The organism is Kitasatospora sp. NPDC088861 (genome assembly GCF_044750105.1).
Lineage (GTDB): Bacteria > Actinomycetota > Actinomycetes > Streptomycetales > Streptomycetaceae > Kitasatospora.
The window spans coordinates 271,684-298,240 of sequence record NZ_JBIVJF010000001.1 but is presented as its reverse complement, the minus strand read 5'-3'; the positions used below and the strand labels follow the sequence as shown (position 1 = coordinate 298,240).

Sequence of the window (26,557 nt, the reverse complement as noted above, 5' to 3'; positions counted from 1 at the left end):
GGAGTCGGGTGGGTGGTCGTCGGGGCTCCGGTGGTGGTGGTCGGCGTGGTGCTGGTGCGCGGGTGGGCGCGACAGCGGCGGGCGCTCGGCCGGGTGTTGGCGCGGGTGTCGCCGGGGGCGGGGGTGGGGGCGTCGGCTTCTGGTGGCGGTGGCGGTGGCGGTGGCGGTGGCGGTGGCGGTGGCGGCAGTGGCGGGCGGTGGCGGCCCGTGGCCCTGGCGGTGGGCTCCGGGGCCGGCGCGGCGGTGCTGCTCGGCGGCGCCGTCGGGGTGGTCGTCGGGGCGCTGCTTGCGGCGGGTGTGCACCGGTGGTCGGCCCGGGTGCGGTCCCCGACGGAGCGGCGGGCGGTCCTGGAGGAGGAACTGCTGACCAGGCAACTCCCGCTGAGTGCGGAGCTGTTGGCGGCCTGCCTCGGTTCGGCGGCCTCACCCTCGGCAGCGGTGTCGGCGGTCGGCCGGAGCGTGGGGGCACCGATGGGGCCCCGGCTGGTCGCGATCGGTGCCGAACTGGCCCTGGGCGCACCGCCGGAACTGTGCTGGAGCCGTCTGGGCGAGCAGCACCCGTCGCTGGCCCCGCTGGCGCGCTGCCTGGTCCGGACGAGCCTCGGCGGGGCTCCGGCGGCCGGGCCCTTGATCGGGCTCGCGCAGGGGCGGCGGACGGCGGCAGCCCGGGCGGCCCACGCCCGGGTCCGCCGGGCGGGGGTGCTCGCCACCGCTCCGCTCGGGCTCTGCTTCCTCCCGGCCTTCGTCCTGATCGGCGTGGTGCCGGTCGTCATCGGCCTCACCACCCGCTTCGCCCAGGGCGGGTGAACGAGGGCCGCGCCAAGCGGATCGGCGGCGGATCCGTGGGCAGCGGCGTCGGCGGCAGCCGCGTAGACGGCACCGGGGGCATCGGTACGGCGGGGGCATCGGTATTTCGTATTTCGTATTTCGGAGACAGGAGAGATTCATGACCGCAGTGATCGCAACGAGGCCCGGCAGCGGGCTCGCGCTCCGGCACGCGCCCGGGGTATGGCGGCGCAGGAGCCGCTGGGCGGCCCGCCGGATGCGCGGGATGGCCCGGAGCCGGGGCCGGTCGGACGCCGGGATGACCACGGCGGAATATGCCGTCGGCACCTTGGCCGCGTGTGCCCTCGCGGCCGGGCTGTACAAGGTGGTGACCAGCGCGACCATCATGGGGGCGCTGACCGATTCACTGGAACGGGCGCTTCATGCGACCTAGCGACCGTCCACGAACTCCCGCCTGCGCGGCGGCGTTGGGGAGCGGGTCTCGTCGCGTTGCCGTAGGCCGCCCGGCGGCCCCCGGCCTTCGGCCGGGAGGTGCCCCCACCGCGTCCTGCCCCTCCGCCGCCGTTCGGTGCACGCACCCCGACGCCGCCGCGCACCGCCTCCGGGCGGATGGCGTGAGGCCGAGGGCTCACCCCGGCCTGGCGGCGGCACGTGGTGGTGGGCGGGCGTGGTCGCTGCGGCCGGGCCGGCGCGGCGATGCGGGCTTCGTCACGGCGGAGACCGCGGTGGCCCTGCCAGCGCTCGTCCTGCTCGCGGCGATGCTGATCTGGGGCGTGCTGGCGGCGGCCGCGCAGATCCGCTGTGTGGACGCGGCCCGGGTCGGGGCCAGGGCGGCCGCACGCGGGGAGGCGGACGCCGCCGAACTCGCCCGCGCGGCCGCGCCGCCGGGGGCTCAGGTACGGGTGGTGATGGCGGCGGAGGTGGTGCGGGTGGAGGTGGACGCGCCGTGCGGGGCGCCGGGCAGGCTCGGCGGGCTGCTCGCGGTACGGCTGGGCGCGACCGCGGTGGCGGCGCGGGAGGACACCCTCGTAGGGGTCACGGGAAGTGCGGGAATCGCGGGAGGTGGTGGTTCATGGCCGGCCTGACCGGGGTGCGGTCAAGGGCGCGGCGGTGGGCGAGAACGCGTACCGCCCGGGTGGCCGCCGTCGGCGGGCGCGGGCCGGACGCCGGTTCGGCGACGGTCTGGCTGCTCGCCCTGGCGATGCTCGGCACGGCGGTCTTCGCCGGGACGATCGCGGTCGGAGCGGTGGTCGCCGCGCGGCACCGGGCCGAGTCGGCCGCCGACCTGGCGGCGCTCGCGGCCGCGGACCGGCTGCTGCTGGACCCGGACGGCGGGTGCGGGCGGGCCGAGGGGATCGCCGCCGCGCAGGGCGCCGGCCTGGTGTCCTGCACGGTGGACCGGACGGGGGACGCCGTCGAGGTGGTGGCCGAGGTGACGGTCAGTGGGCTGCCGGCGCGTCTGTCGGTCGGTCCGGCGCGGGCGAGGGCGCGGGCCGGGCCGGTGCGGGCCGCGATCACCGCCGCCGAGGACGGCCTCGGCGGGTCGACCGGCGGGTCGGCGGCGGGCTCATGAGCCGGTCGGCGGCCCAGCGTCCGCGCTCGGCTCGGGCTTCGCCCCGGAGTTCGTCTCCGAGTCCTTCTCGGAGTCCGTCCCGTGGTCCGCTTCGGAGCTCGCTGAGGGGCCTGTGGAGGGGCCTGCTGAGGGGTCCGCCGTCCCGGAGCCTGCCGTCCCGGAGCCTGCTTCCCCGGAGCCTGCCGTCCTGGGGGCGCCGTCCAGCAGGACGTCCAGCAGTTGGACGGCCGCGGCCTTGTCCAGCGGTTCGTTCCCGTTGCCGCACTTGGGTGACTGGACGCAGGACGGGCAGCCGCGCTCGCACTCGCAGGAGGCGATCGCCTCGCGCGTGGCCGTCAGCCACTCGACGGCCCGCTGGAAGCCGCGTTCGGCGAAGCCGGCCCCGCCCGGGTGGCCGTCGTAGACGAACACGGTGGGCAGTTCGGTGTCGGGGTGCAGCGGGACGGAGACGCCGCCGATGTCCCAGCGGTCGCAGGTGGCGAACAGCGGCAGCAGGCCGATCGAGGCGTGTTCGGCGGCGTGGGCGGCGCCGGGCAACTGGTCGAGCGGAAGGTCCGCGTCCAGCAGCTGGTCCTCGGTGACGGACCACCAGACCGCGCGGGTGCGCAGCGTGCGGGGCGGCAGGTCGAGCTTGCTCTCGCCCATGATCTCCCCGGTGGAGATCCGCTTCCGGAGGTAGCCGACCACCTGGTTGACCACCTCCACCGAACCGAAGCTGAGCCGGCCCTCGCCCCAGGCAACGGTGGTGTCGGTGTCGAGCACGGAGATGGAGGTGATGTCGCGGGCGGCCGTGGTGTACGGCGGGTCGGCCGGCTCGACCAGGGCGACCGAGTTCTCCAGGTCGAGTTCCCGGACCAGGAAGGTGCGGCCCTGGTGCAGGTGGACGGCCCCGGTGTGGACGGTGGTGTGGGCGGCCGCGGCGTCCACCGTGCCGAGCAGTCGGCCGGTGTCGGCCTCGACGATCTGCACCGGGCTGCCGCCGCTGCCGCGCAGGTCGACGGCGTCGGCCGCGCGTTCGCGGCGGGTCCAGTACCAGGAGCCGTCGCTGCGCCGGCGCAGCAGGCCGCGCCGTTCCAGGACGAGCAGCAGCGGTGCGGTGGAGGGGCCGAACAGCTCCAGGTCGGCGTCGGTGAGCGGGAGTTCGGCGGCTGCCGCGCACAGGTGCGGCGCGAGCACGTGGGGGTTGTCCGGGTCGAGCACGGTGGCTTCGACGGGCGCCGCGAACAGCGCCTCCGGGTGGTGCACCAGGTAGGTGTCCAGCGGGTCGTCCCGGGCGATCAGGATGGCCAGCGCGCCCTGGGCCTCGCGGCCCGCCCGCCCGGCCTGCTGCCAGAGCGAGGCCCGGGTGCCGGGGTAGCCGGCCATCAGGACGGCGTCGAGGCCGGAGACGTCGACGCCGAGTTCGAGGGCGGAGGTGGAGGCGAGTCCGAGCAGTCGGCCGGTGTGCAGCGCGCGTTCCAGGGCCCGGCGTTCGTCGGCGAGGTATCCGCCGCGGTAGGCGGCCACCCGGTCGGCGAGCGGTCGGCCGAGCTGGTCCTGGGTCTGGAGGGCGACGAGTTCGGCGGCCCGGCGGGAGCGGACGAAGACGACGGTGCGGGTCTGGCGCTCGACCAGGTCGGTCAGCAGGTGCGCGGCCTCGGCGGTGGCCGTGCGGCGGACGGGCGCGCCGTGTTCGCCGACGTTCTCGGTCAGCGGCGGCTCCCAGAGGCCGAAGACCATCGGCCCGCGCGGCGAGGCGTCCTCGGTGACCGCCCGGGCGGGCAGGCCGGTCAGACGCTCGGCGGTGGCGGCCGGGTCGGCGGTGGTGGCGGAGGCGAGCAGGAAGGTGGGTGACGAACCGTATCGGGCGCAGACGCGGCGCAGCCGCCGGAGGACCTGGGCGACGTGTGAGCCGAACACGCCCCGGTAGCTGTGGCACTCGTCGACGACCACGTAGCGCAGCACCTTGAGGAAGGAGGCCCAGCGGGCGTGGGCGGGCAGGATGCCGCGGTGCAGCATGTCCGGGTTGGTGAGCACGTACGAGGCGTACTGGCGGACCCACTCGCGTTCCTCGGGCGGGGTGTCGCCGTCGTAGAGGGCGGGTCGGACCCGGGGCGGGGCTAGTTCGGCGGCCCGGCGGCGCTGGTCGGCGGCGAGCGCCTTGGTCGGGGCGAGGTAGAGCGCGGTGGCGCCGCGGCCGTTGCGGGCCTCGGTGCCCTCCAGCAGGTCGCTGAGGACCGGGGCCAGGTAGCCGAGCGACTTGCCCGAGGCGGTCCCTGTGGCGATCACCACAGTCTGACCGCTTTTGGCCAGTTTCATCGCTTCTGCCTGGTGCGCCCAGGGCTGCTCCACGCCGACGGCGAGCGCGGCGGCCACGATCTCGGGCCGGATCGACTCGGGCCACGGCGCATAACGCGCAGGTCGGGCGGGAAGGTGCTCCGTATGGGTGAGCCGGTCGGACCGCCCCCGGCTGGTGGACAGGGTCGTGAGCAGTGCCTCGGGCAGGCTGTGTCGGGGCGGCATGAGGACCCAGTGTGTCACCGGCGTGACGGAGAATCGTCGTAAGCCATCGTGCGGGCATGGTCGCAGGTGGTTGAATGTGGCCGTGACGGCCGGATGGCCGTGGGTCGCAGCGCCGAGGCTTGCCACGTGTGGCTGGGCGCGCCCGGGCTCGCGACCATGCGGTGGCGGCCGGCCGGCCGAGGATCGCACATGACGTAGCAAGGCAAGGTGCTGGAGGTTCCGTGGACCTGTCCCTGTCGACCCGTTCAGTCGGCGATCGTACGGTCGTCGAGGTTGGCGGCGAGATCGATGTGTACACCGCCCCGAAGCTGCGGGAGCAGCTGGTCGAGCTCGTCAACGACGGCAAGTACCACCTCGTCGTCGACATGGAAGGCGTTGACTTCCTCGACTCGACCGGCCTCGGTGTGCTGGTGGGCGGTCTGAAGCGGGTGCGTGCCCACGAGGGCTCGCTGCGCCTGGTCTGCAACCAGGAGCGCATCCTGAAGATTTTCCGCATCACCGGCCTGACCAAGGTCTTCCCGATCCACACCTCGGTGGACGACGCGGTCAACGCGACCGACTGACGCGGCCGGGCCGGCCCGTGCCCGTGGAGGCCGGCCCGTTCGTCCCACGCGTCCGGGGTGCCGGGGCCTGCGGGCCCCGGTGCTTCCCCGGCCGCCCCGGGGCCGGTTCCGCCGGCCCGCAGGGGCCGCATCGTCGGCCCCGGTCGGAGCACCCCGAAGGGGAGAGATGGCAACCGTCGAACTTCGATTCAGCGCGCTTCCGGAGCACGTGCGAACGGCCCGGCTGGTCGCCGCGGCCGTCGCGAGACGGGCCGGGGTCGACGAGTCGGTGCTCGACGAGGTACGGCTCGCGGTCGGTGAGGCCTGCTCCCGCGCGGTCGGCCTGCACCAGCGCGGCGGCATCGGCGGCACGGTCCGGGTCGCGTTGACCGACCAGGAGAAGCGTTTCCTCATCGAGGTCGAGGACGAGGCCGGCCCCGCCGCCGTCCCGACCCCCGGCGCCGCCGAGGAGGCGGACCCGGACGAGGACACCCTCGGCCTCGCGGTGATCACCGGCCTGGTCGAGGACCTGGAGGTCACCAACGGCACGGACGGCGGCCTGATCCGGATGAGCTGGCCGGTCTCGGTCGAGTCCGTGGTGGTCTGAGGGCCCCGACCTTCGGGGTGCCTCGTGCGCCCCGGGTGGTCCGGGTGTCGGTCCAGTCCTCCGGGACGCGTTGACACGTTGTTGAACCTGGCGGTTCGTTGCTTCCGGCACGACCGGGTCCGATCGGTGATCGGACCTGTCGTGACAAGGAAGGCGCTCCGGGCCAAGCTGCCGATCAGCTCCTCGGTGAGCACCTGGGGCGAAGAGGTCTGCTTCGGCACGCCGGTCAGCGTGCCGCGCGCCGTCCGGCCCGGCCCGGCCCGGCTATCCGAACCGCCCGATCCGCGTCGAGCGCGCCTGAGCGGGGCCGGGCACCCGGTGGGGACAACCCGAGGTCCGGGAACCGGGCGCCAGTCGGCGGACATCGGCCGTGTAGGTTCGACGACCGAAGACGACCGAAACCGAAAGGCCTCTCCCGGTGAACAAGCGACTGCTGGCCGTACCCGTCCTCGGCGCGCTGCTCGCGTTCGGTGCCGTCGGCTGCGGCGACGACAACGGCAAGCAGCTGGAGTCCTGGGCGTCGAACGTCTGCGGCTCGGCCAAGGACCCGATCGTCCAGGCGCAGGCCGCGCTCGCCGACACCGCCCAGGTGAAGACCGGCGAGACCCCGACCGAGCTGCAGAAGCGGCTCTCGACGGACATCGGGCGGCTGGCCAAGACCAACCAGGACATCGCGGCGGCCATCACCGCGGCCGGGGTGCCCAAGGTGAAGGACGGCGCGAACCTGCAGAAGGACGCCGTCGCCGAGTTGACCAAGGCGGCCGACGGCTATCAGGACATCCAGAAGAAGCTGGACGCCGTGACCAACACCGACCAGTCGAAGTTCGCGGACGGCCTGCGCAGCATCTCGGACCAGATCCAGCAGCTGGCCTCGCTGTCCACGCAGGCGCAGGGCAAGCTGCAGCGCGGCGACCTCGGTGCGGCCATGGCCAAGCAGGACGGTTGCAAGCCCGCCGCCGCGGCCCCGGGCGGCGCGTCCGCCACCCCGAGCGCCGGGGCGCCCGGCGGGACGCCCGCGCCCGGCGCGACGGACGGCGCGAGCCCGTCGACCGCCCCCTCCGCGGGCACCGACACCACCCCGGCGAGCCCGCCCGCCGCCCCGCCGACCACCCCGACCACCCCCGTGCCCAGCACGAGCTGAGCCCGGGGCCCGTCGGGCCGGACCCTCCGACGCCGGTCCGGAGGGTGCCCGACCCCGCCCCCGACCCACCCCCGACCCCCTCGACCCGCCCCGGACCCGGCGGCCGCCCGGTCCGGGGCGGGGGACAATGGCGGGGTGATCAGTAGCCCCGTTCTCGACCAGACCCGCCTCGCCAAGTTGCGTGAGGCGCTGCTCGCCGCCTCGTTCACCGCCGATGGCTGCCTCGACCTGCTCGGGCCCACCGGCTATGCGGCGTTGGCCCGTAGCGAGGCCGTGCCGGCGCTGCGGGCGACCAGGGGCGGCAGCCCGCTGGAGACGCTGGTCCGGCTGTTCCTGCTCCAGCAGCCGGTGCCGTACCGGGTGGCCGCGGCCGCGCTGCCGGTCGAGGACTGCCTGGCCGACGGCTGGCTGCGCTCCGACGGTGAACTGGTGTGGGCGACGGTGGACGTCCGGCCGTACGCCAACGAAGTGGCCGGGATGGACAGTTCGGACGCCTGGGTGGTGTCCGACCTGGGCTGCGCGGTGGGTGGCGCGGGCGGCATCGGATCCGGCGAGACCGCGCACGGGGTGGCCCGCAAGGACCTGGTGCTCGGGGTCGGCGGCGCGTCGACGACGCTGGCCAACATCACCGTGCGCCGTCCGGTCCGGTCCGCGCTGGACCTCGGTTCGGGTTCCGGCGTGCAGGCGCTGCACGCGGCCCGGCACGCCGGGCAGGTGACCGCCACCGACCTGAACCCTCGCGCGCTGCGCTTCTCCGAGCTGACCCTCGCGCTGTCCGGTTTCGAGCGGCGGGAGGCGCTCGCCGGCAGCCTCTTCGAGCCGGTCGGGGAGCGCCGGTTCGACCTGATCGTCTCCAACCCGCCGTTCGTGATCTCGCCGGCCGGCCGGTTCACCTACCGCGACGGCGGCATGGCCGGCGACGACCTGTGCCGCAGCCTGGTCCGCTCGGCCGCCGACCACCTGGAGCCGGGCGGCTACTGCCAGTTGCTCGCCAACTGGCAGCACGTCAAGGGCGAGGACTGGCACGAGCGGCTGGCCGGCTGGGTGGCGGGCACCGGGCTGGACGCCTGGATCGTCCAGCGGGAGGTCCAGGACGTCGCCCAGTACGCCGAGTTGTGGCTGCGGGACGGCGGCGATCACCGCGGTCCGGGCGGCGACTACCAGGCCCGGTACGGCGAGTGGCTGGACGCCTTCGAGGCGGGCCGGGTCGAGGGCATCGGCATGGGCTGGATCACCCTGCGGGCGAGCGGCGCGGAGCGTCCGACCGTCCGGGTGGAGGAGTGGCCGCACCCGGTGGAGCAGCCGCTGGGCCCGCACATCGAGGAGTGGTTCGACCGGCAGGACTTCCTGCGTTCGCACGACGACGCGGGCCTGCTCGCGACCCGTTACGTGCTGGCCGACGAGGTGGTCCAGGAGCAGGTCGGCGAGCCGGGCGCGGAGGACCCGGAGCACGTGATCCTGCGTCACAACCGGGGCATGCGGCGGGCCACCAAGGTGGACACGGTGGGTGCCGGTTTCGTCGGGGTCTGTGACGGTTCGCTGTCGGCGGGCGAGATCGTGGACGCCATCGCGCAGTTGCTCGGCGAGGACCGGGTGGTCCTGCGGGATCGGGTGCCCGAGTCGCTGCGGCTGCTGACCGAGCAGGGGTTCATCCGCCCGGCAGGCTGACCCGGCGCACCTGGCCCGGCGCCCTCGGGGTGGCGCCCCGGCGCGGTGCCCCTGGCGGGGGCGGTCGGCGCCGGTTCACCTTCCCGTGCCCCCCGGTTCGTCCGGCGGTCTCCGGTCGGCCGCCGCGCGTTGGCCCCCTGCTGCGAGGCTCTGTCCACAGGCTGTGGACAGAGCTGGGGAGCCGGGGGCCAGGGGTGGACACGACGACGGCGACGGTGGGCGGGCTGGTGCTCGCCCTCTTCGGTGGCGTGCTGCTGCTCTGGTGCGCCGCCGAGGTGCGCCTGCGCCACCGGGTCCGCCGCTCGGGGGCGTCGGCGGTGGCCACGGTCGTGGCCGAGGACGAGGCGCACGGTCAGCTCGACAGCGCCCCGCTGCTCTCCTTCTCCGTCCTGCCCCCGGTCGAAGGAGCCGGGGCGGGCCGGATCGCCGAACTGGTGCTCACCCGTCCGCGCGGACACACCCCGCTGCGCCGTCCGGACCGCTTCACTCCGGGCGCCCCGGTGCGGATCTGCTACGACCCGCGCCGCCCGAGCCGGGTGGTGCTGGCGGCCGGGGAGGTCCGCCGGGCCGCCGTCGCCGACCTGCTGTGGAGCGTGCTCGGCATGGGCTGTCTGGCGGCGGGCGCCGGGCTGCTCGCGGTGGTCAACGGCTGAATCCGGGGCGTACGCCCGACCCCGGTCAGGCTTGCCGGGAACCGGTGGCCGGCGCTCTGCGGAGGCCCCGCCGCGGCCCTCCGCGGGGCCGTCGATATTCCGTTGACAGATTTTGAAATCCGTCATTCCATCCTCCGGAACCCGCCGAAGCCCCCCTCCACGGGGCGCGAACCTCCGTCATCGGGTTACCGTTCGAGTGGCGTCGGTGAGCCCGGCAAAGTGAAAACGCGGGATCCTTCCGTTTGACAAGGGTGGCCGGGGTACGGTCACACTCCGCTGGTGGGGTCGTCGTACAGCGGCAGCCCCGGGACGGTGGAGGGGTCGGGCGGAGCGCAGCCCGTGCTGCCGGCGCCGACCAGCCCACATAAGGACCGGGAGAGAAGAGCGAAGGTGTCCCCGAGCAGCGAGACCGCGCACGGACAGCGACTCGTCATTGTCGAGTCGCCGGCCAAGGCGAAGACGATCAAGGGCTACCTGGGCCCCGGCTACATCGTCGAGGCGAGCGTCGGGCACATCCGCGACCTCCCCAGCACCGCGGCGGAGGTCCCGGACAAGTACACCGGCGAGGTGCGCCGCCTCGGGGTGGACGTCGACCACGACTTCGCCCCCATCTACGTGGTCAACGCGGACAAGAAGTCCCAGGTCAGCAAGTTGAAGTCGCTGCTCGCGGAGTCCGACGAGCTCTTCCTCGCCACCGATGAGGACCGCGAGGGCGAGGCCATCGCGTGGCACCTCCAGCAGGTGCTCAAGCCCAAGGTGCCGGTGCACCGGATGGTCTTCCACGAGATCACCAAGACGGCGATCCAGGAGGCGGTGGCCAACCCGCGCGAGCTCAACCAGCGCCTGGTCGACGCCCAGGAGACCCGCCGCATCCTCGACCGCCTCTACGGCTTCGAGGTCTCGCCGGTGCTGTGGAAGAAGGTCATGCCGAAGCTGTCGGCGGGCCGGGTGCAGTCCGTCGCGACCCGGCTGGTGGTCGAGCGCGAGCGCGAGCGGATCGCCTTCCGCACCGCCTCGTACTGGGACCTGGTCGGCACCTTCGGCACCGGCCGCACCCCGGCTGACGCGGCCAACCCGGAGACCCTCGGCGCCCGGCTCTCCTCGGTGGACGGCAAGCGGATCGCCACCGGCCGCGACTTCGGCTCGGACGGCCGGCTGAAGGCCGGCAGCGCCAACACGCTGCACCTGGACGAGCAGGCCGCCCGGCAGCTGGCCGCCGCCCTGGAGCAGACCGCGTTCAGCGTCCGCAGCGTCGAGTCCAAGCCCTACCGCCGCTCGCCGTACGCGCCGTTCCGCACCACCACGCTCCAGCAGGAGGCCAGCCGCAAGCTGGGCTTCGGCGCCAAGCGGACCATGCAGGTGGCCCAGAAGCTGTACGAGAACGGCTTCATCACCTATATGCGCACCGACTCCACCACGCTGTCGGAGACCGCGATCTCCGCCGCCCGCGCGCAGGTCACCCAGCTGTACGGCGCCGACTACCTGCCGGACGCCCCGCGCACCTACGCCAGCAAGGTCAAGAACGCGCAGGAGGCGCACGAGGCCGTCCGCCCCTCCGGCGACCGCTTCCGTACCCCCGCCGAGACCGGCCTGACCGGCGACGACTTCCGGCTCTACGAGCTGATCTGGATGCGCACCGTCGCCTCCCAGATGAAGGACGCGGTCGGCCAGTCGGTGACCGTCAAGGTCGGCGGCGCGTCCGCGGACGGCCGTGACGTCGAGTTCTCCGCCTCCGGCAAGATCATCACCTTCCACGGCTTCCTCAAGGCCTACGTCGAGGGCGCGGACGACCCGAACGCCGAGCTGGACGACCGCGAGCGCCGGCTGCCGCAGGTCGTCGAGGGCGACCCGCTGGCCGCCGAGCAGCTCACCCCCGAGGGCCACGCCACCAAGCCGCCGGCCCGCTACACCGAGGCCTCGCTGGTCAAGGAGCTGGAGGACCGGGAGATCGGTCGCCCCTCCACCTACGCGTCGATCATCGACACGATCATCCAGCGCCGGTACGTGTTCAAGAAGGGGACGGCGCTCGTCCCGTCCTTCCTCTCCTTCGCCGTGGTCAACCTCCTGGAGAAGCACTTCGGCCGGCTGGTCGACTACGACTTCACCGCCAAGATGGAGGACGACCTCGACCGGATCGCGGCCGGCGAGGCCAAGTCCGTGCCGTGGCTGAAGCGCTTCTACTTCGGCGAGGGCGACGGCCACGCGACCGGCGGCGCCGCCGAGGCCGGCAACGGCGACGGCGACCACCTGGGCGGCCTGAAGGAACTGGTCACCGACCTCGGCGCGATCGACGCCCGGGAGATCAGCTCGTTCCGGATCGGGGACGGCATCACCCTGCGGGTCGGCCGCTACGGCCCGTACGTCGAGCGCGCCTCCGACGTCGAGGGCGAGCCCGGCCAGCGCGCCGACATCCCCGACGACCTGCCGCCGGACGAGCTCACCGTCGAGCTGGCCGAGGAACTGCTGGCCAAGCCCAGCGGCGACTTCGAGCTCGGCCCGGACCCGGTCAGCGGCAACATGCTGGTCGCCAAGGACGGCCGCTACGGGCCCTACGTGACCGAGATCCTGCCCGAGGGCACGCCCAAGACCGGCAAGAACGCGGTCAAGCCGCGCACCGCCTCGCTGCTGAAGACGATGTCGCTGGACGCCGTCACCCTGGAGGACGCGCTGCGGCTGCTCTCGCTGCCGCGTGTGGTCGGCGCCGACGCCGAGGGCGTGGAGATCACCGCGCAGAACGGCCGCTACGGTCCGTACCTCAAGCGCGGCACCGACTCCCGCTCGCTCACCAGTGAGGAGCAGATGTTCACGGTCACCCTGGAGGAGGCCCTGGCCATCTACGCCCAGCCCAAGCAGCGCGGCCGGGCCGCCGCCGCCCCGCCGCTCAAGGAGCTGGGCACCGACCCGGTCAGCGAGCGCCCCGTCGTGGTCAAGGACGGCCGCTTCGGACCGTACGTGACCGACGGCGAGACCAACGCCACGCTCCGCAAGGACGACGAGGTCGAGACCATCACGCCGGAGCGCGGCTACGAGCTGCTCGCCGAGAAGCGGGCGCGCGGGCCGGTGAAGAAGACGGCGAAGAAGGCCCCGGCCAAGAAGACGACCGCCAAGAAGGCGACGGCGACCAAGACCGCGGCCACCAAGACCGCGACCGCGAAGAAGACCGCCGCCAAGAAGACCGCGACGAAGGCGACCACGGCGAAGAAGACGGCGGCCAAGAAGACCGCCGTCGGGAAGGCCGCGGCCACCGACGAGGGCTGATCTCCTCCGGATCCTCCGACAGGGGCGCCGTCGGTGCCGCTGCCAGCGCCTTCGCCGGCGTCTCCGCCAGTGCCTGCCAGTGCCTGCCAGTGCCCGCCAGTGCCCGCCAGTGCTCACGGGCCCGCGACCCCACCCCGGGGACGCGGGCCCGAGGCCGGTCGGACGGTGTGCGCGGAACGTCACAACCCGGTGATGAGCGGGATCCGGAACCCCGTTCATCTCATTCCGGTCAACCTCAGCCCGCTACGCTGACCGTATGACGAGCGAGGAGCAGCCCACCCCCAGCGCCGCCCCGGCCGCCCGCGACGCCACGTCCGGGCTGCCCGAGGTCGCGCCAGCCGGGACCCCGGTCGACCGGGCTCGCGCGCTGCTGCGGACGCGCCCCTACCGGCGCCTGTGGACCACCCAGCTGATCGGCGGCACCGCCGACCGGCTCGGCCTGCTGGTGCTGCTCGCGCTCACCGTGATCGCCGTCGCCCTCGGCGGCCGGTTCGGCGACCTGCCGCGCAGCCTCGCCTTCGCCGTCACGGCGGTCCTCGCCGTCCGGCTGGCGGCCACCGGGCTGGTCGGCGTCGCGCTGCTCGGGCCGGTGCACCGGCTGGTCGCCGGCCGGCTGGACCGGCGCTGGACGCTGTTCGGTGCCGACGCGCTGTGCGCCCTGCTGATCGGCCTCGCACCCTGGTGGACCGTCTGGCTGGGCTTCGGCCCGAAGCCCTCCGTCGGCGCCGCCTACGTCCTGCTCACCACGGTGTTCGTCACCGGTGCCGCCGAGCGGGTCCGGGGGATCGCCAAGGACGCCGCCGTCCCGGGCCTGCTGCCGCCCGCCGATCCGTACGCCCCCGCCGCCGAGCAGCGGCCCGCCGCCGCCCACCTGGACACCGTCCGGAGCATCGACCGCTTCATCGGCTGGGCCACCCTGCCGCTCGCGGCCGCCGGCCTGGTCGCCCTCACCCTGCTGAACAACATCGGCGCGGCGCTCGGCTCGGACTGGCTCCGGGCCCACCAGCTCACCCTCGCCGCGCTCGGCGCGGCCGGCCTGTTCGCCGCCTCGGCCGCCCGCGACTACCTCCAGCAGCTGCCCGTCGGCCCGGTGGCCGTCGCCCCGCACTCGCCGCTGCAGGGCCTGCGCGCCCCCACCGACGCCACCCCCGGCCCCGCGCTGAGCAAGGGCCGAACCGGCAGCGCCCCGTACTTCACCTTCGCCGTCGCCGCCGGGTACGCCTCGATGGCCGGCGTCGCCGCGCTCGCGGTGCTCACCGCCGCCGAGCACCGGGCCGGGCCGATCGGCTACGGCCTGCTGGTCCTCGCCGCCACCGCGGCGCCCGCCCTCGGCTCCCGGCTCACCCGGGCCACGCTGCCCGCGCTCTCGCGCCGCCGCCTGCTCGCGCTGGCGCTGCTCACCGAGGGCGTGGCGCTGATCCTGGCCGGGCTGGTGCTGGACTTCGTCCTCGTCCTGGCCCTCACCGTGCTGGCCGGCCTCACCGCCGGGATCGTCGTCTCCGCCGGGCGCACCCTGCTCGGCCAGGAGGTCGAGGAGGCCCGGCTGCCGAAGGTCACCGAGCACCTGTACGCGGTGCTGCGGGTCGTGGTCGGCGCCGCGCTGGTCGTCGTCCCGCTGATCGCCGCGGCGTACGGGGACGTCGAGTACGGCACGGTCGAGCCCGGCTCGTTCACCTTCATCCACGGCGGCGCGGCTCTCGCCGTCGCCACCTCGGGGCTGCTCACGCTCGTCCTCGCCGCCGTCGTCCTGCTGCGGACCGACGACCGGCGCGGCACCGCGCCCTTCGGCCGGGACCTGGTCGACGCGGTGCGCGGCGCCGTCGGCCCGGCCCCGCGCCAGGGCGCCGGCACCGGCTTCTTCATCGCCCTGGAGGGCGGCGACGGCGCAGGCAAGTCCACCCAGGCCCAGGCGCTCGCCGAGTGGATCCGCGGCAAGGGGCACGAGGTCGTGCTCACCCGCGAGCCCGGCGGCAGCCCGGTCGGCCAGCGGCTGCGCGGCCTCGTCCTGGACGTCGGCAACACCGGCCTGTCGCACCGCGCCGAGGCGCTGATCTACGCCGCCGACCGGGCCGAGCACGTCGAGAACGTCATCCGGCCGGCCCTCGCCCGCGGCGCCGTGGTGATCACCGACCGGTACATGGACTCCTCCATCGCCTACCAGGGCGCCGGGCGCGACCTGGCCGCCACCGAGGTCGCCAGGATCTCCCGCTGGGCGACCGGCGGGCTGCTGCCCGACCTGACCGTCGTCCTGGACGTCGACCCGACCAGGGCCCGGGAGCGCTTCACCGAGGCGCTCGACCGGCTGGAGTCCGAGCCCACCGAGTTCCACCAGCGGGTCCGGGCCGGCTTCCTCGCCCTCGCGGCCGCCGACCCGGCGCGCTACCTGGTCGTCGACGGCAGTCAGGCCCCCGGCTTCGTCACCACCGCGATCCGGCACCGGCTCGACCGCGAGCTGCCGCTCTCCGAGCAGGAGAAGGCCGCCCGCGCGGAGCAGGAGCGGCTCGCCCGCGAAGAGGCCGAGCGCCGCGCCGCCGAGGAGGCCCGCAAGAAGGCCGAGGCCGAGGCCGCCGAGCGCAAGCGGCAGGAAGTGCTGGCGCAGCTGCGGGCCGAACAGGCCGAGCAGGAGCGGCTGGCCAAGGAGGAGGCCGAGCGGGCCGCCGCCGAGGCCCGGCGCAAGGCCGAGGAGGAGGCCCGCCGCCGGGCGGAGGAGGAAGCCCGCCGCCGCGCCGAGGAGGAGGCCAAGCGGAAGGCCGAGGAGGACGCCCGGCTGGCGGCGGAGGCCGCCGAGCGCAAGCGCCTCGCCGACGAGGCGGCCGCCCAGGCGGAGCTCCAGCGGCAGCGCGAACTCCAGCGCGAGGAGCAGCGCCGCCGGGCGGAGGAGGCGCTGCAGCGGGCCGAGGAGGCCCGGCTGGCGCAGGCCGCCGCGCTCGCGGCCGCGGCTGCGGCGGCGCAGACGACGGCGGATCGGGCGGCGGCGGGTTCGGCCGGTCCGGCGGGTTCGGCGGGTTCGGCGGGTTCGGCCTCAGGCTCGGCTGCTGGTCAGGCTGCTGGTTCGGTTCCTGGGGATGCCGTGACCACCGAGCTGCGGGCCGTCCGGGACGTCCCGGGGGCGGGGCCCGTGGGCACTCCCGGGCCTGGTGGGACCGACGAGGCGACGCGGGAGCTGTCGCTGCGAGACACCCGGGCGGCCGTCCGGGCGGCGGAGGCCGCCGACGAGACCGCCCAACTGCCGGTCGTCCCGCCGACCGCCGTGGACGAGACGGCCGTGCTGCCGAAGATCACGGAGGAGGCGGACCGGACCGCGGTGCTGCCGCGGATCGAGCCGGGGCGTCCGGCGCCGGAGCGTCCTGTGTCGGAGCGCCCGGCACCGGGTCGGGTGGAGCCGGGCCGTGCGGGGGCGGGTCGTACCCAGGCGGGCCGTACCGAGGACCGGGTGCCGCCGGGGCTGTGGCGCGAGGAGCCGGTGGACAGCACCCGCGAGCTGCCGGTGGTCGGCGACGAGCCGCAGCCCGCCGACGAGTCGCAGGCCACCGCCGAGCGACCCCGGCCGGAGTGGGCCGAGGAGACGCCGATGGACGACCTGCCGAGCCTCACCGACACCCTGCTCGGCTCGCGTGACGAGTGGTCGCGCTGGAATCACGGCGGCCCAGCCCCGCAGGACCCGCGTGGCGGCCAGGACCGGCCCGCCCCCGGGGGCGACCAGGGCGAGGGCGGCGGCAAGGGCAAGGGCCGTCGCTGGGGCCGTCGGGGCTGACCTCGGGCTGCGGCGGTACGGACGCCGGCAGGACAGCGGTACGGACGACGGGCGGCGTCGTCGGGGTGGAGAGCCCCGGCGGCGCCGCCCGTCGCCTTCGGCGTCGGGGCGCCTCCTTCGGTGGTGGGCACCCCGGAGGGCGCCGTGGCTGTCGGAGCGGACACGTATGCTCGACGGCGGGGAAGAGGCGCCGGGAGCGCTGCCGTACGGAGCTTGGGAGCAGCAGTGGCCGTCTGGGACGACCTGGTGGGCCAGGAGCGGGTGGTCGAGCAGCTGACCGCCGCCGCCCGGTCGGCCGGGGCGACGATCGCGGCCGGCCGCGGAGCCGGCCCGCAGCCGGGCGGGAACGCCTCCCTGATGACGCACGCCTGGCTGTTCACCGGCCCGCCCGGGGCCGGGCAGGTCACCGCTGCGCGCGCGTTCGCCGCGGCCCTCCAGTGCACCAGCCCGGACCTCGCGCTCGGCGGTACGCCCGGCTGCGGGTTCTGCGACGGCTGCCACACCGTGCTGGCCGGCAGCCACGCCGACGTCAAGTACGTCCGGACCGACGGCCTGTCCATCGGCGTCGGCGACATGCGCGAGCTCGTGCTGCGCGCCTCCAGCTACCCGACCGGCGGCCGCTGGTCGGTGATCCTGGTCGACGCCGCCCACCGGCTCACCGAGGCCGCCGCGAACGCGCTGCTCAAGGGCGTGGAGGAGCCCTCCCCGCGCACCGTCTGGCTGCTCTGCGCCCCCTCCGTCCAGGACGTGCTGCCGACCATCCGTTCGCGCTGCCGCCTGCTCGTCCTGCGCACGCCCACCGCCGAGGCCGTCGCCGACATGCTGGTCCGCCGCGACGGCGTCGACCCGGAGACGGCCCGGCTGGCCGCGCTCGCCGGGCAGGGCGACGTCGGGCGCGCGCGCCGCCTCGCCGTCGACGACCAGGCCCGCACCCGCCGCGCCGAGGTGCTGCGGATCCCGCTGGAGGTCGCCGACATCGGCGGCTGCCTGGCCGCCGCCCAGCGCCTCGTCGACACCGCCAAGGCCGACGCCGAGGCGCTCGCCGAGACCCAGGACGCCAAGGAGACCGACGACCTGAAGGCCGCCTACGGCGCCACCGAGGGCAGCAAGGCGCCGCGCGGCATGGCCGGGGCGGTCAAGGAACTGGAGAAGCGGCAGAAGAGCCGGGCCACCCGCACCCGCCGGGAGACCCTCGGCGTCGCACTGCTCGACCTGCTCGGCTTCTACCGGGACGTGCTCGCGCTGCAGCTCGGCTCCAGCGGCACCCTCGCCAACGAGGACCAGCGGCAGGCCCTGAACCGGGTCGCGCAGGAGGGCCCGCCGGAGAGCACGCTGCGCCGGATCGAGGCGGTGCTCGCCTGTCGGCAGGCGTTGGACCGCAACGTGGATCCGCTGCTCGCCGTCGAGGCGATGACGGTGGCGCTGCGCGCGGGCTGAGCTGAACCGCGCTGCCGGGCCGCCGGGCCGTCGGGCCGTTCGGGGTGGGCCCGTCGGGCTGAACGCCCGGCGTAGGCCTCCCGGAGCCGTCCCGTTGTCCCACCTTCGAGTGAATGATCGATACGCGCCGGGCACACCCGCGTGTGACCGTCCGCCCGTTGTGCACGCTGGGGGCCGACTGTGCCCCGGTGCCGGGGCCGTCGCCCCCGTACGGCACCGGGTCCCGTCCGGCGCCGGCCCTCCTCCCGAGGCGGTGCGTCCCATGGTTCGTTCGCTCCTCGTCATCCCTCTGCTGATGGCCGCGCTGGGCGGGATCTGGCTGGCCCGCGGCGCGCTCCAGCGCTGGCGCGACCTGCGCGCCGCCGCGACCTACGAACTGGCCGGTGAACGCTGGCCGATGCTGGTGCGGGCGGCCGGAGCGATGATCTGCGGGGTCTGCGTCACCGCGTTGACGCTGCTCACGGCGCTCGGGGCGTTCGGCGGCCTGACCCCCCGCGGCCAGGAATCGGACCGGGCCGAGCCGGTGGTCGACGCGGCGGGTACGGGCCAGGGCGGGGGACCGGCGGTCCGGCAGCAGCCGGCGCCGCCCGTCGTGGCGGAGCCGGCCGCGGCCTCCGCCGCCGTGAGCCACTTCGACGGTGTCGGCCAGCCGGGCGGCGGCGAGCTGCTGCAGTCCGCCGTGCCCGGTCCGGACGGGCAGCCGCGCACCGTCCGGGTCTGGCTCCCGCCGCAGTACGCCAAGGAGCCGAACGCGCGCTTCCCCGTCGTCGTGATGCAGGCGGCCACCCCGCGCAAGACCGCCGACGCCGAGGTCCCGGACGTCTTCGAGGGCCTCACCGCAGCCCTGCAGACCGGCCGCGCCCGCCCCTTCATCCTGGTCGCCCCCGAGGCGCCGAACGGCACCGCGCACCCCTGCGACCTGGTCGCCGCCGCGCCGGCCGCCGTCGCCGACGACGAGACGCTGCGCGCCGCCATCGCCGCCTCGTTCCGCATCCTGGCGCCCGGCCCGGCCTCCTGGGGCACCCTCGGCGTCGAGGGCGGTGCGCCGTGCGCCGCCGCCGCCGGGCTGTCCCGCCCCGACCTGTACGGCGCCGCCGCCGCGGTGTCCGGCCGCTACGACGCCGCCGCGCTCACCCAGGCCGGCGCTGAGGCCCCGGCCGGCAGCGCGGCGAAGCTCCTGCTGGCCGCCGCCAAGGCCGACACGGCCGGGCTGGACGCGGCCCGCAAGCTCCAGGCCGCGCTCACGGCCGGGGCCGGACCGGCGGCCAAGGCCGAGGTGAAGATCTCCGACAACGTGCAGGACTACACCCCCGACCGGGAGCGGATGCGGCTCGTCCGGCAGGCGGCGCAGTACCTGGCCGACGCGCTGGCCAAGGCGTCCTGAGCCGCCGTCCCGGACGGGGCGTCGCCGCCCGGTGCCCGTAGCGGGTGCCGGGCGGCGTGCTGTGGTGCAATGCGAGTCGGGTCGCCGGGCGACGACCCTGGGTGACGATCGAGAGGGCTCGGATGATCGCGAGGGGTCGGATGAGGGCCACCGGGCGGGTACTGGCGGCGGCGCTCGCCGTCGGGCTGCTGGCGGGCGGGTGCGGTGCGGGTTCCTCGGGTTCCTCGGGTTCAGCGGGTTCGTCCGGGGCGGGGGGCGCCGGGCCGTCCAGCCCGGCCGCGCCCGGGGTCACGCCGCTGGAGCCGCTGCCCGCCGCCGTCCCGGCCGGGCTGGCCCCGTACTACGCGCAGCGGCTCGACTGGCAGCCGTGCGACGGCGGATTCGAGTGCACCGCCTTCCGGGTGCCGCTGGACTACGACCGCCCCGGCGACGGTGACCTCACCCTGGTGGCGGCCCGCGCCACCGCCGTCCCGGCGGGCTCGGGCTCGGGCTCGGGCTCCGAGGAGGGGACCGGGGGAGGCCGGCTCGGCTCGCTGCTGCTCAACCCCGGCGGGCCCGGCGGCTCGGCGGTCGAGTACCTGGAGGCCACCGCGCGGACGTACGACAGCGGCGTGCGCGCCCGGTACGACCTGGTCGGCCTCGACCCGCGCGGGGTCGGCCGCAGCAACCCGGTCACCTGCCTGAGCGGCGACCGGATGGACGCCTACACCGCCGTCGACCTCACCCCCGGCGACCAGCACGGAATCGACGCCCTGGTCGCCGCCGACAAGGAGTTCGCCGAGGGCTGCCGCCAGCGCGCCGGGGCGGCGCTCGGCCACCTCGGCACCGTCGAGGCCGCCCGCGACATGGACGTGCTGCGCGCCCTGCTCGGCGACGAGCGACTGAACTACGTCGGCAAGTCCTACGGCACCTTCCTCGGCGCCACCTACGCCGGGCTCTTCCCCGGCCGGGTCGGGCGGCTGGTGCTGGACGGCGCGGTGGACCCGTCGCTCGACTCGGTCACCGGCAACCGCACCCAGGCCGGCGGCTTCGAGACGGCCTGGGCCGCCTTCGCCAAGGACTGCGCCAAGCACGAGGACTGCCCGCTCGGCCGCACCGAACAGCAGATCGGCGAGCAGCTCACCGCCCTGCTCGCCACCGTCCAGGCCAGCCCGCTGCCCAGCACCGACCACGGCCGGCGACTCACCGAGGCCCAGGCGACCACCGGCGTCATCCAGGCCATGTACGCCGACTTCCTCTGGCCCAAACTGCGCACCGCGCTCACCGACGCCAAGGCCGGCGACGGCACCAGCCTGCTGAGGCTCTCCGACTCCTACTACGGGCGCGAGGCGGACGGCTCGTACCCCAACCTGATGTTCGCCAACACGGCGGTGAACTGCCTCGACCTGCCCGCCCCGTTCGCCGGGCCGGAGGACGTCCAGCGCGCCGTGCCGGACTTCGAACAGGCCTCGCCGCACTTCGGCCGCGACATGGCGTGGATGGCGCTGGCCTGCACCTACTGGCCGGTCCGGGCCACCGGCACGGCGCACACCATCCGGGCCGCCGGCGCCGCCCCCATCGTCGTCGTCGGCACCACCCGCGACCCGGCCACCCCGTACGCGTGGGCCCAGGCGCTGGCCGGGCAACTGGAGTCCGGACGCCTGCTCACCTACGACGGGGACGGCCACACCGCGTACGCGCACCACGACGCCTGCGTGGACGGCGCGGTCAACCGCTACCTGCTGGCGGGCGAGGCACCGGAGCCGGGCGCGCGCTGCACCCGGTAGGCGGGATGGTTTCCGCTTCAACCGACCGCCGGTGCGACGTTACGATGAGCGCCCCCCGCCCTCATCCCCTCCCCTCCCCGGAGCGCACCGTGCTCGGAGTCAACGACCTGGCGACGTACGTCCTCGGCGCCCTCGTCATCGTCCTACTGCCCGGCCCCAACTCCCTGTACGTGCTGTCCGTCGCCGCCCGCAAGGGCATCCGGACCGGCTACCAGGCCGCCGCCGGCGTCTTCGTCGGCGACCTCACCCTGATCAGCCTCACCTCGCTGGGCGCCGCCTCCCTCCTCAAGGCCAACCCGGCCGTCTTCGCCGTGGTCAAGCTCGGCGGCGCCGCCTACCTGCTCTGGATCGGCTACGGCATGCTCCGCGCCGCCCGCCAGCTCTGGCGCGAACGCCGGACCGCCGACAACCCCGACAACCCCGCCGCCACCGCCGAACCGGCCGCCGAACCCGTCGAGCGCCCGTTCCGCCGCGCCCTGGTGATCAGCCTGCTGAACCCGAAGGCGATCCTCTTCCTGCTCTCCTTCTTCACCCAGTTCGTCGACCCGGCCTACGGACAGCCGGCCCTCTCCTTCGGCCTGCTCGGCGGCATCCTGCAGACCTTCAGCGTGCTCTACCTCTCCCTGCTGATCTTCGCCGGCACCACCCTCGCCACCGCCTTCCGCCGCCGCCGTCGCCTCTCCGCCACCCTCACCAGCGGCGTCGCCGTCCTCTTCGCCGGCTTCGCCGCCAAACTCGCCGTCTCCTCCGCCTGACCCCCACCCCCGCCAACCGGGTGTGGATCACCCGCGAAACCTGTGTAGACTGGCCCGCGTTGCCACCACGCGTGACAACGGCGCCGCCTTAGCTCAGCTGGCCAGAGCAACGCACTCGTAATGCGTAGGTCGCGGGTTCGAATCCCGCAGGCGGCTCTGTAGAAGCCCCAGGACTCACTCGCCGTGACCTGGGGCTTTTGCGTGCGTGGGGTGGAGTGGGGCGGGGATCAGGGGGCGGGCCAGTCGGCCCAGGTGGCGGAGGTCATGGTGACCAGGACGGTGCGGTCGCCCTTGTAGGGGGCTCGACCGTGGCTGGCGAGGATGTTGTCGACGACCATGACGTCGCCCTGTGTCCAGTCGGGGGCGAGGGTGGTGCGGTCGAAGGCGGCGTGGATCTCGGCCAGGGTGTCGGCGTCGATGGGGCTGCCGTCGCCGAAGTAGGCGTTGCGCGGCAGGTTCTGCTCGGGGAAGACGGCGAGGAGGGCCTCGGTGGTCTTCGCGGGCAGTGAGCCGATGTGGAAGAGGTGGGCCTGGTTGAACCAGACGGTCTCGCCGGTCACCGGGTGCCGGGTGAGCGCCGGGCGGACCTGGCTGGTGCGCAGTAGGTCGCCCTCCCACTCCCAGGCGATGCCGTTGTCGCGGCAGTAGGCCTCGATGTGCCCGCGGTCCTCGGTCTGGAAGGCCTCCTGCCAGGAGAGGCCGATGCCGTCGTGGTAGGCACGGGTGTAGCGCACGCCGAGGGCGGAGAACTTCTCGACCAGCTCGGCCGGGAGCTCGGTGAGGACGGTGCGGCTGTCCGCGACCGGGGTCTGGCCGCCGGTGCTCGGGGTGCGGGTGGCGAGGAAGAAGAGGTGGTCCGGCCAGCGCGAGGAGTAGGAGCTCTCGTTGTGCTGGGGGATGCGCTGGTCGGCCGGGTACTCGGTGGAGGTGTAGACGCTGCCGGCGACCCGCGAGCGCGGGGTGGAGCGCTCGGTGTACTCCAGGGCGCCGCCGCCGAGGACGGCGGCCACGCCGGCCAGCTCGTCGGTGGAGGCGACTGCGGCGCCGATGAGCCTCAGCGAGCCGTGGCGCAGGGTCAGTCGGCGTAGTTCGGGGCGGTGGGCGAGCAGCCACTCGCCGCGCTCCGTCCGGTCGGGAACGGCGGCGACGGGCTGCACCGTCCCGCTCTCTTCGAGGAAGGACACTTCAAGATCCGTACGCGATCTCGTCACGGCGGCTTCACCTCGTCTGTGCGGTGGTGTCGGGGATCGGGAACGCTGTCATCTTCGCCGCGTGGCCGCTGCCGGGGACAGGCGATTAAGAGAGGCCCGAAAACGTCTGGCGAACGCGGGGCCGGGGCCGCGGTGGGGCCGCGGACCCGGCGGTGGGCCGAGGGCTACCGGCCGGCCAGGACGGACCGGCCGTGGGGCGCGTTCCGGTGCGGCGCCGTGCCCGGGGGGTGGGCCAGGAGACGGGTGCCGCCGTTCAGCAGGGAACGGCCCAGGGGAGTCACGGTGTGCAGGACGAGGTTGCGGGTGCGACGGGTGGCGATCAGGCCGGCCGCCCGCAGGACCGAGGTGTGCTGGCTGACGGCGGCGTTGGAGACGCCGACGCGGTCGGCGAGTTCGCCGTTGGTGCTGCCGTTGAGCAGGGCCTCCAGCAGGGCGGCCCGGGTCTTGCCGACGAGGCTGGCGAGGGCCTCGCCCTGGGCGGGGTCGAGCGGCCGCTCGGCCTCACGGGTGCCGAGCACGGCGTCCCCGCGGGAGTCCGGGCGTATCGGGAAGACCAGGGCCGGGGCCGGTTCGGCCTTGACCACGGTGGCGTGCGGCGGGACCACGGCGGGCGCGGTCAGGAACAGCGACGGCGTGATGAGCAGGCCGCGGCCGCTGAGCTCGATGGTCTCGTCCCGGTCGTCCTCGACCTCCAGAACCGGTGCCCGCCAGTGGACGCGCGGGTGCAGGGCCTGGAGCAGCGTCTCGACTCCGGAGGCGCTCATGATCTGCCGGTAGGCGTCGGTGTCGCGGACCAGCCGGGCGTGGATGGCCTGCCAGTACGGGAGGACGGCGATCGTGCCGAACTCCTGGACCAGGCCGTCCGGTCCGGAGGGGAGGTCCTCACCGGTGGTTCGTTCCGGAAGCCGCGGTAACGGGTCGGACGGATCGTCCACCTGCGGTGGCGGAGCGCCGAGCAGATCCCAGATGGTCCGTCCGGAAAGGTCGAAGCGGTGTATCAGACGCTGGAGCTCTTCTCGGCTCCGTACGCTGTTGGTGACTGTCTGATGCCATCTTCGGAAGTAACCACCCGAGTTCTTCGACCAGTTGTCCAAGGCGAACGCCGCCTCGGCCTCGGCTGTCGGTGGTCCGGCGACCCGGACGCGGACGAGGTCCTCCATGGAAAAGACGATGCGGCTCACGAACGTGTTCCCCTTCCCCCGAAGAGAACTCGGCCACGCGGACGTTCGGCCGAAGTTCCCCCTCATTCGACTGGGGGCAATCATCGCCGTTCGCCGGCGCGCCGGGGTATCCCCCGTTCGGGAGATCCGCAGGATCGGGCCAGGGGGTCGCACTCGGTGACAGGAAGGGTGGGGGCGGTGGAGGTGCGGCGAACAGAGGGTGTTCTACCTGGGTGTCGTCCCTATCCCTCACCCCGCTGCATGGTGCCGCCCTCCCAGGCCCAGGCGGCGATCTCGACCCGGTTGCGAACCTTCAACTTCGTCTGGACGCTGGCCAGATGGGACTTGACGGTGGAGAGGGAGATGGCCAGCGTCTCGCCGATCTCCTGGTTGGTGCGGCCGCGGGCGACCAGCCGGGCCACGTCCAGTTCCCGGTCGGTCAGGACGGTCGGGGAGAGCGTCGTCGCGGCGGCCTGGGCCGCCCCGGGCCCGGCGGCGGAGAGCCGCTTGAGCAGCCGCACGGTGACGGCGGGGGAGACCATCGCGTCGCCGGCGGCGACCGCGCGGACCGCCTCGATCAGCAGGGTCGATCCGCTGTCCTTGAGCAGGAAGCCCTGGGCGCCGCCGCGCAGCGCGCCGTAGACGTACTCGTCCAGGTCGAAGGTGGTGACCACGACCACCCGCAGCGGGTCGCTCACCCCGGGGCCGGCCAGCAGCCGGGTGACCTGCAGGCCGTTCAGCCGGGGCATGCTGATGTCGACCAGGCAGACGTCGGGCCTCAGCCGGCGGGCGAGTTCGACGCAGGTGGCGCCGTCGGCGGCCTCGCCGAGCACCTCGATGTCGGGCTGGCTGTCGAGGATCAGCCGGAAGCCGGTGCGGACCATGTCCTGGTCGTCCGCGATGAGCACCTTGATGGTCATGCCGGCATCCTCCGAGTGCTGGGGTCCGTGTTCCTCACGGGGAGCAGGGCCGTCAGCTCCCATCCTCCCGCATCGTCCGGGCGCTCGGTGAGCGTTCCTCCGACCGCCCGGACGCGCTCCTGGAGCCCGAGGAGGCCGAGGTCCTGCTGTCCGAGGTGGGGGACACGCAGACCCTTGCGGGCCGTTCCCCCGCGCGGCGGTCCGCTGCGCACGGTGGCCTCCAGGGTGGACGGGCCGAGGCCTATCCGTACGGTGACCCCGGTGGCGTCCGGGGCGTGCCGGCGCACGTTGCTCAGGCCCTCGGTGATCACCCGGTGCGCGGTGGTGGCGATCTCGGGGGCGAGCCGGGCGGTGAGCGCGGCCTCGTCCAGTTGCAGGTCCACCGAGGCGCCGCCCCGGCGGAAGGACTCCACCATGACGGGTATGTGCGCGATGCCCTGCCCCGAGAGCGGCGAGGCGGCGGCCAGGTCGGTGCCCTCGCGCAGCATGGTGACCAACTGCCGCATCGACTCCAGGGATTCGCTGCCGGCCTGCTCGATGTCGTCGAAGATCGGGACGACTTCCTGTGGCGCGGTCTGCCAGATCGCCCGGCCGGCCTGAGCCAGCACGATGATGCCGGTGACGTGGTGGGCGACGAAGTCGTTGAGGTCGTTGGCGAGGTCGATCAGTTCGTCGCGGCGAACCTGTTCCACCGCCCGGAGCCGGCGGGTGTCGGCCGCGCGCAGGTAGCAGCCGAGGGCGATCGCGACGCCGGCGACGATGGCCAGCAGCACGACGGTCAGCACCGTCCCGGAGGTGCTGCGGGAGACCCGTGCGGCCAGCCCCAGCAGGGCGATCACCAGGGCGGCGCAGGTGCCGAGGACGGCGGCGCGGGCGCGGATGTGCCGGGCGGTGGTGATCAGCAGGAGGCTGAGCGCGAGCAGCTCCATCAGCCCGGGGGAGTCCTGCTCGGTGCCGCGGACGAAGCCCACGGCGGACCAGACCAGCGACCAGAGCGCGGCCGCCCCGGCGCGCAGCTCGGGCCGGCCGCGCGGGCCGAACAGCACCAGGGCGGCCGGGACCAGCCCGGCGAGCGGCAGCAGTGGTCCGGCGGTGTCCAGACTCATGGCCAGGTCCAGCAGCCACAGCACGCCGAACCCGACCGCCAGGGCGGCCCGGGCGGCGCGCGGCAGGGTGGACACCGGCGTCGCCGGGGACGCCTGGTCCGGGGCCGGTTGGGCGAGGAGGTCTCGGAGGCTGGGGAGCCGCACGGGCCGGCCTTTCGGGTCGGTGGAGTCGGACGGTCGATCAGGGAACGGGAGGCCGGAAGGTCGCGGGGGAGCGGGTAGGTCGGGCGGTCGGTGCCGTCGGCTGGCCGGGGACGGTCGGAGCGGCGCCCGGACGGGAGTGCCGGGCGCCGCTCGGGCCTGGGGCCGGGGCCGGCCGGGCCTGTCCCGGAGG

Annotated in this window: 20 protein-coding genes and 1 tRNA gene; 16 read left to right on the top strand and 5 right to left on the bottom strand. The window is 74.7% G+C overall.

Going from position 1 to position 26,557, the window contains the following annotated elements:
* The first annotated feature begins 12 nt into the window (after positions 1 to 12).
* The 4 genes from ACIP37_RS01235 (at position 13) to ACIP37_RS01220 (ending at position 2,359) form a co-directional block, all read left to right on the top strand.
* Positions 13 to 807, top strand: a complete 795-nt coding sequence (locus ACIP37_RS01235) for a type II secretion system F family protein (protein WP_400843032.1) — start codon at positions 13 to 15, stop codon at positions 805 to 807.
* Between the two features lie 139 nt (positions 808 to 946).
* Positions 947 to 1,219: a DUF4244 domain-containing protein gene (locus ACIP37_RS01230; RefSeq protein ID WP_350882009.1), complete on the top strand. Its 273-nt coding sequence runs from the start codon at positions 947 to 949 to the stop codon at positions 1,217 to 1,219.
* 292 nt (positions 1,220 to 1,511) lie between these two features.
* Positions 1,512 to 1,871: a TadE family type IV pilus minor pilin gene (locus ACIP37_RS01225; RefSeq protein WP_400803943.1), complete on the top strand. Its 360-nt coding sequence runs from the start codon at positions 1,512 to 1,514 to the stop codon at positions 1,869 to 1,871.
* Complete coding sequence (locus tag ACIP37_RS01220) at positions 1,859 to 2,359, top strand: Rv3654c family TadE-like protein (protein ID WP_400803940.1); 501 nt, start codon at positions 1,859 to 1,861, stop codon at positions 2,357 to 2,359. Before ACIP37_RS01225 ends, ACIP37_RS01220 begins: the two co-directional genes overlap by 13 nt.
* On the opposite strand, the gene ACIP37_RS01215 is transcribed toward ACIP37_RS01220, so the two are convergent.
* A complete protein-coding gene (locus ACIP37_RS01215) occupies positions 2,354 to 4,861 on the bottom strand; it encodes a DEAD/DEAH box helicase (RefSeq protein WP_400803937.1) in 2,508 nt (835 codons plus the stop codon). The genes ACIP37_RS01220 and ACIP37_RS01215 overlap by 6 nt on opposite strands.
* Positions 4,862 to 5,082: 221 nt before the next feature.
* On the opposite strand from ACIP37_RS01215, the gene bldG reads away from it, so the two are divergent.
* From bldG to ACIP37_RS01155, 12 genes are all read left to right on the top strand, one after another.
* Positions 5,083 to 5,424, top strand: a complete 342-nt coding sequence (gene bldG / locus ACIP37_RS01210) for an anti-sigma factor antagonist BldG (RefSeq protein ID WP_049659132.1) — start codon at positions 5,083 to 5,085, stop codon at positions 5,422 to 5,424.
* A 166-nt stretch (positions 5,425 to 5,590) separates the two neighbouring features.
* Positions 5,591 to 6,010, top strand: coding sequence for an ATP-binding protein (locus tag ACIP37_RS01205; RefSeq protein ID WP_363587411.1), 420 nt, complete (start codon positions 5,591 to 5,593; stop codon positions 6,008 to 6,010).
* 418 nt (positions 6,011 to 6,428) lie between these two features.
* On the top strand, positions 6,429 to 7,151 hold the full coding sequence (locus ACIP37_RS01200; protein WP_400803932.1) for a hypothetical protein: 723 nt from the start codon (positions 6,429 to 6,431) through the stop codon (positions 7,149 to 7,151).
* A gap of 135 nt (positions 7,152 to 7,286) precedes the next feature.
* The gene (locus ACIP37_RS01195) at positions 7,287 to 8,819 is read left to right on the top strand and encodes a methyltransferase (RefSeq protein WP_400803930.1); all 1,533 of its coding nucleotides are present in this window, start codon (positions 7,287 to 7,289) and stop codon (positions 8,817 to 8,819) included.
* A 194-nt stretch (positions 8,820 to 9,013) separates the two neighbouring features.
* The gene (locus ACIP37_RS01190) at positions 9,014 to 9,472 is read left to right on the top strand and encodes a DUF3592 domain-containing protein (RefSeq protein WP_400803925.1); all 459 of its coding nucleotides are present in this window, start codon (positions 9,014 to 9,016) and stop codon (positions 9,470 to 9,472) included.
* A gap of 390 nt (positions 9,473 to 9,862) precedes the next feature.
* Positions 9,863 to 12,730 carry a type I DNA topoisomerase gene (gene topA / locus ACIP37_RS01185; protein WP_363627800.1) on the top strand — a complete coding sequence of 956 codons (2,868 nt, stop codon included), beginning with the start codon at positions 9,863 to 9,865 and terminating at the stop codon, positions 12,728 to 12,730.
* A 256-nt stretch (positions 12,731 to 12,986) separates the two neighbouring features.
* Entirely contained in the window at positions 12,987 to 16,484 is a 3,498-nt protein-coding gene (gene tmk, locus ACIP37_RS01180) for a dTMP kinase (protein ID WP_400803918.1), read from the top strand.
* Between the two features lie 225 nt (positions 16,485 to 16,709).
* The gene (locus tag ACIP37_RS01175) at positions 16,710 to 17,921 is read left to right on the top strand and encodes a DNA polymerase III subunit delta' (RefSeq protein ID WP_363627900.1); all 1,212 of its coding nucleotides are present in this window, start codon (positions 16,710 to 16,712) and stop codon (positions 17,919 to 17,921) included.
* Between the two features lie 262 nt (positions 17,922 to 18,183).
* On the top strand, positions 18,184 to 19,305 hold the full coding sequence (locus tag ACIP37_RS01170; RefSeq protein WP_400803916.1) for a hypothetical protein: 1,122 nt from the start codon (positions 18,184 to 18,186) through the stop codon (positions 19,303 to 19,305).
* A 140-nt stretch (positions 19,306 to 19,445) separates the two neighbouring features.
* The gene (locus ACIP37_RS01165; RefSeq protein ID WP_400803913.1) at positions 19,446 to 21,071 is read left to right on the top strand and encodes an alpha/beta hydrolase; all 1,626 of its coding nucleotides are present in this window, start codon (positions 19,446 to 19,448) and stop codon (positions 21,069 to 21,071) included.
* A gap of 89 nt (positions 21,072 to 21,160) precedes the next feature.
* Positions 21,161 to 21,826, top strand: a complete 666-nt coding sequence (leuE, locus tag ACIP37_RS01160; RefSeq protein ID WP_400326991.1) for a leucine efflux protein LeuE — start codon at positions 21,161 to 21,163, stop codon at positions 21,824 to 21,826.
* 82 nt (positions 21,827 to 21,908) lie between these two features.
* A tRNA-Thr gene (locus tag ACIP37_RS01155) sits at positions 21,909 to 21,982 on the top strand.
* A gap of 71 nt (positions 21,983 to 22,053) precedes the next feature.
* Here ACIP37_RS01155 and ACIP37_RS01150 read toward each other — a convergent pair.
* The 4 genes from ACIP37_RS01150 to ACIP37_RS01135 all read right to left on the bottom strand — a co-directional run bounded on the left by ACIP37_RS01150 (position 22,054) and on the right by ACIP37_RS01135 (position 26,367).
* Positions 22,054 to 23,010 carry a TauD/TfdA family dioxygenase gene (locus tag ACIP37_RS01150; protein ID WP_400803909.1) on the bottom strand — a complete coding sequence of 319 codons (957 nt, stop codon included), beginning with the start codon at positions 23,008 to 23,010 and terminating at the stop codon, positions 22,054 to 22,056.
* Between the two features lie 191 nt (positions 23,011 to 23,201).
* Positions 23,202 to 23,972 (bottom strand): ArsR/SmtB family transcription factor, encoded by a 771-nt coding sequence (locus tag ACIP37_RS01145; protein ID WP_400843029.1) that lies wholly within the window; start codon positions 23,970 to 23,972, stop codon positions 23,202 to 23,204.
* 467 nt (positions 23,973 to 24,439) lie between these two features.
* On the bottom strand, positions 24,440 to 25,117 hold the full coding sequence (locus ACIP37_RS01140; protein ID WP_363623107.1) for a response regulator transcription factor: 678 nt from the start codon (positions 25,115 to 25,117) through the stop codon (positions 24,440 to 24,442).
* On the bottom strand, positions 25,114 to 26,367 hold the full coding sequence (locus tag ACIP37_RS01135; RefSeq protein WP_400803903.1) for a sensor histidine kinase: 1,254 nt from the start codon (positions 26,365 to 26,367) through the stop codon (positions 25,114 to 25,116). Before ACIP37_RS01135 ends, ACIP37_RS01140 begins: the two co-directional genes overlap by 4 nt.
* Positions 26,368 to 26,557 lie beyond the last annotated feature (190 nt).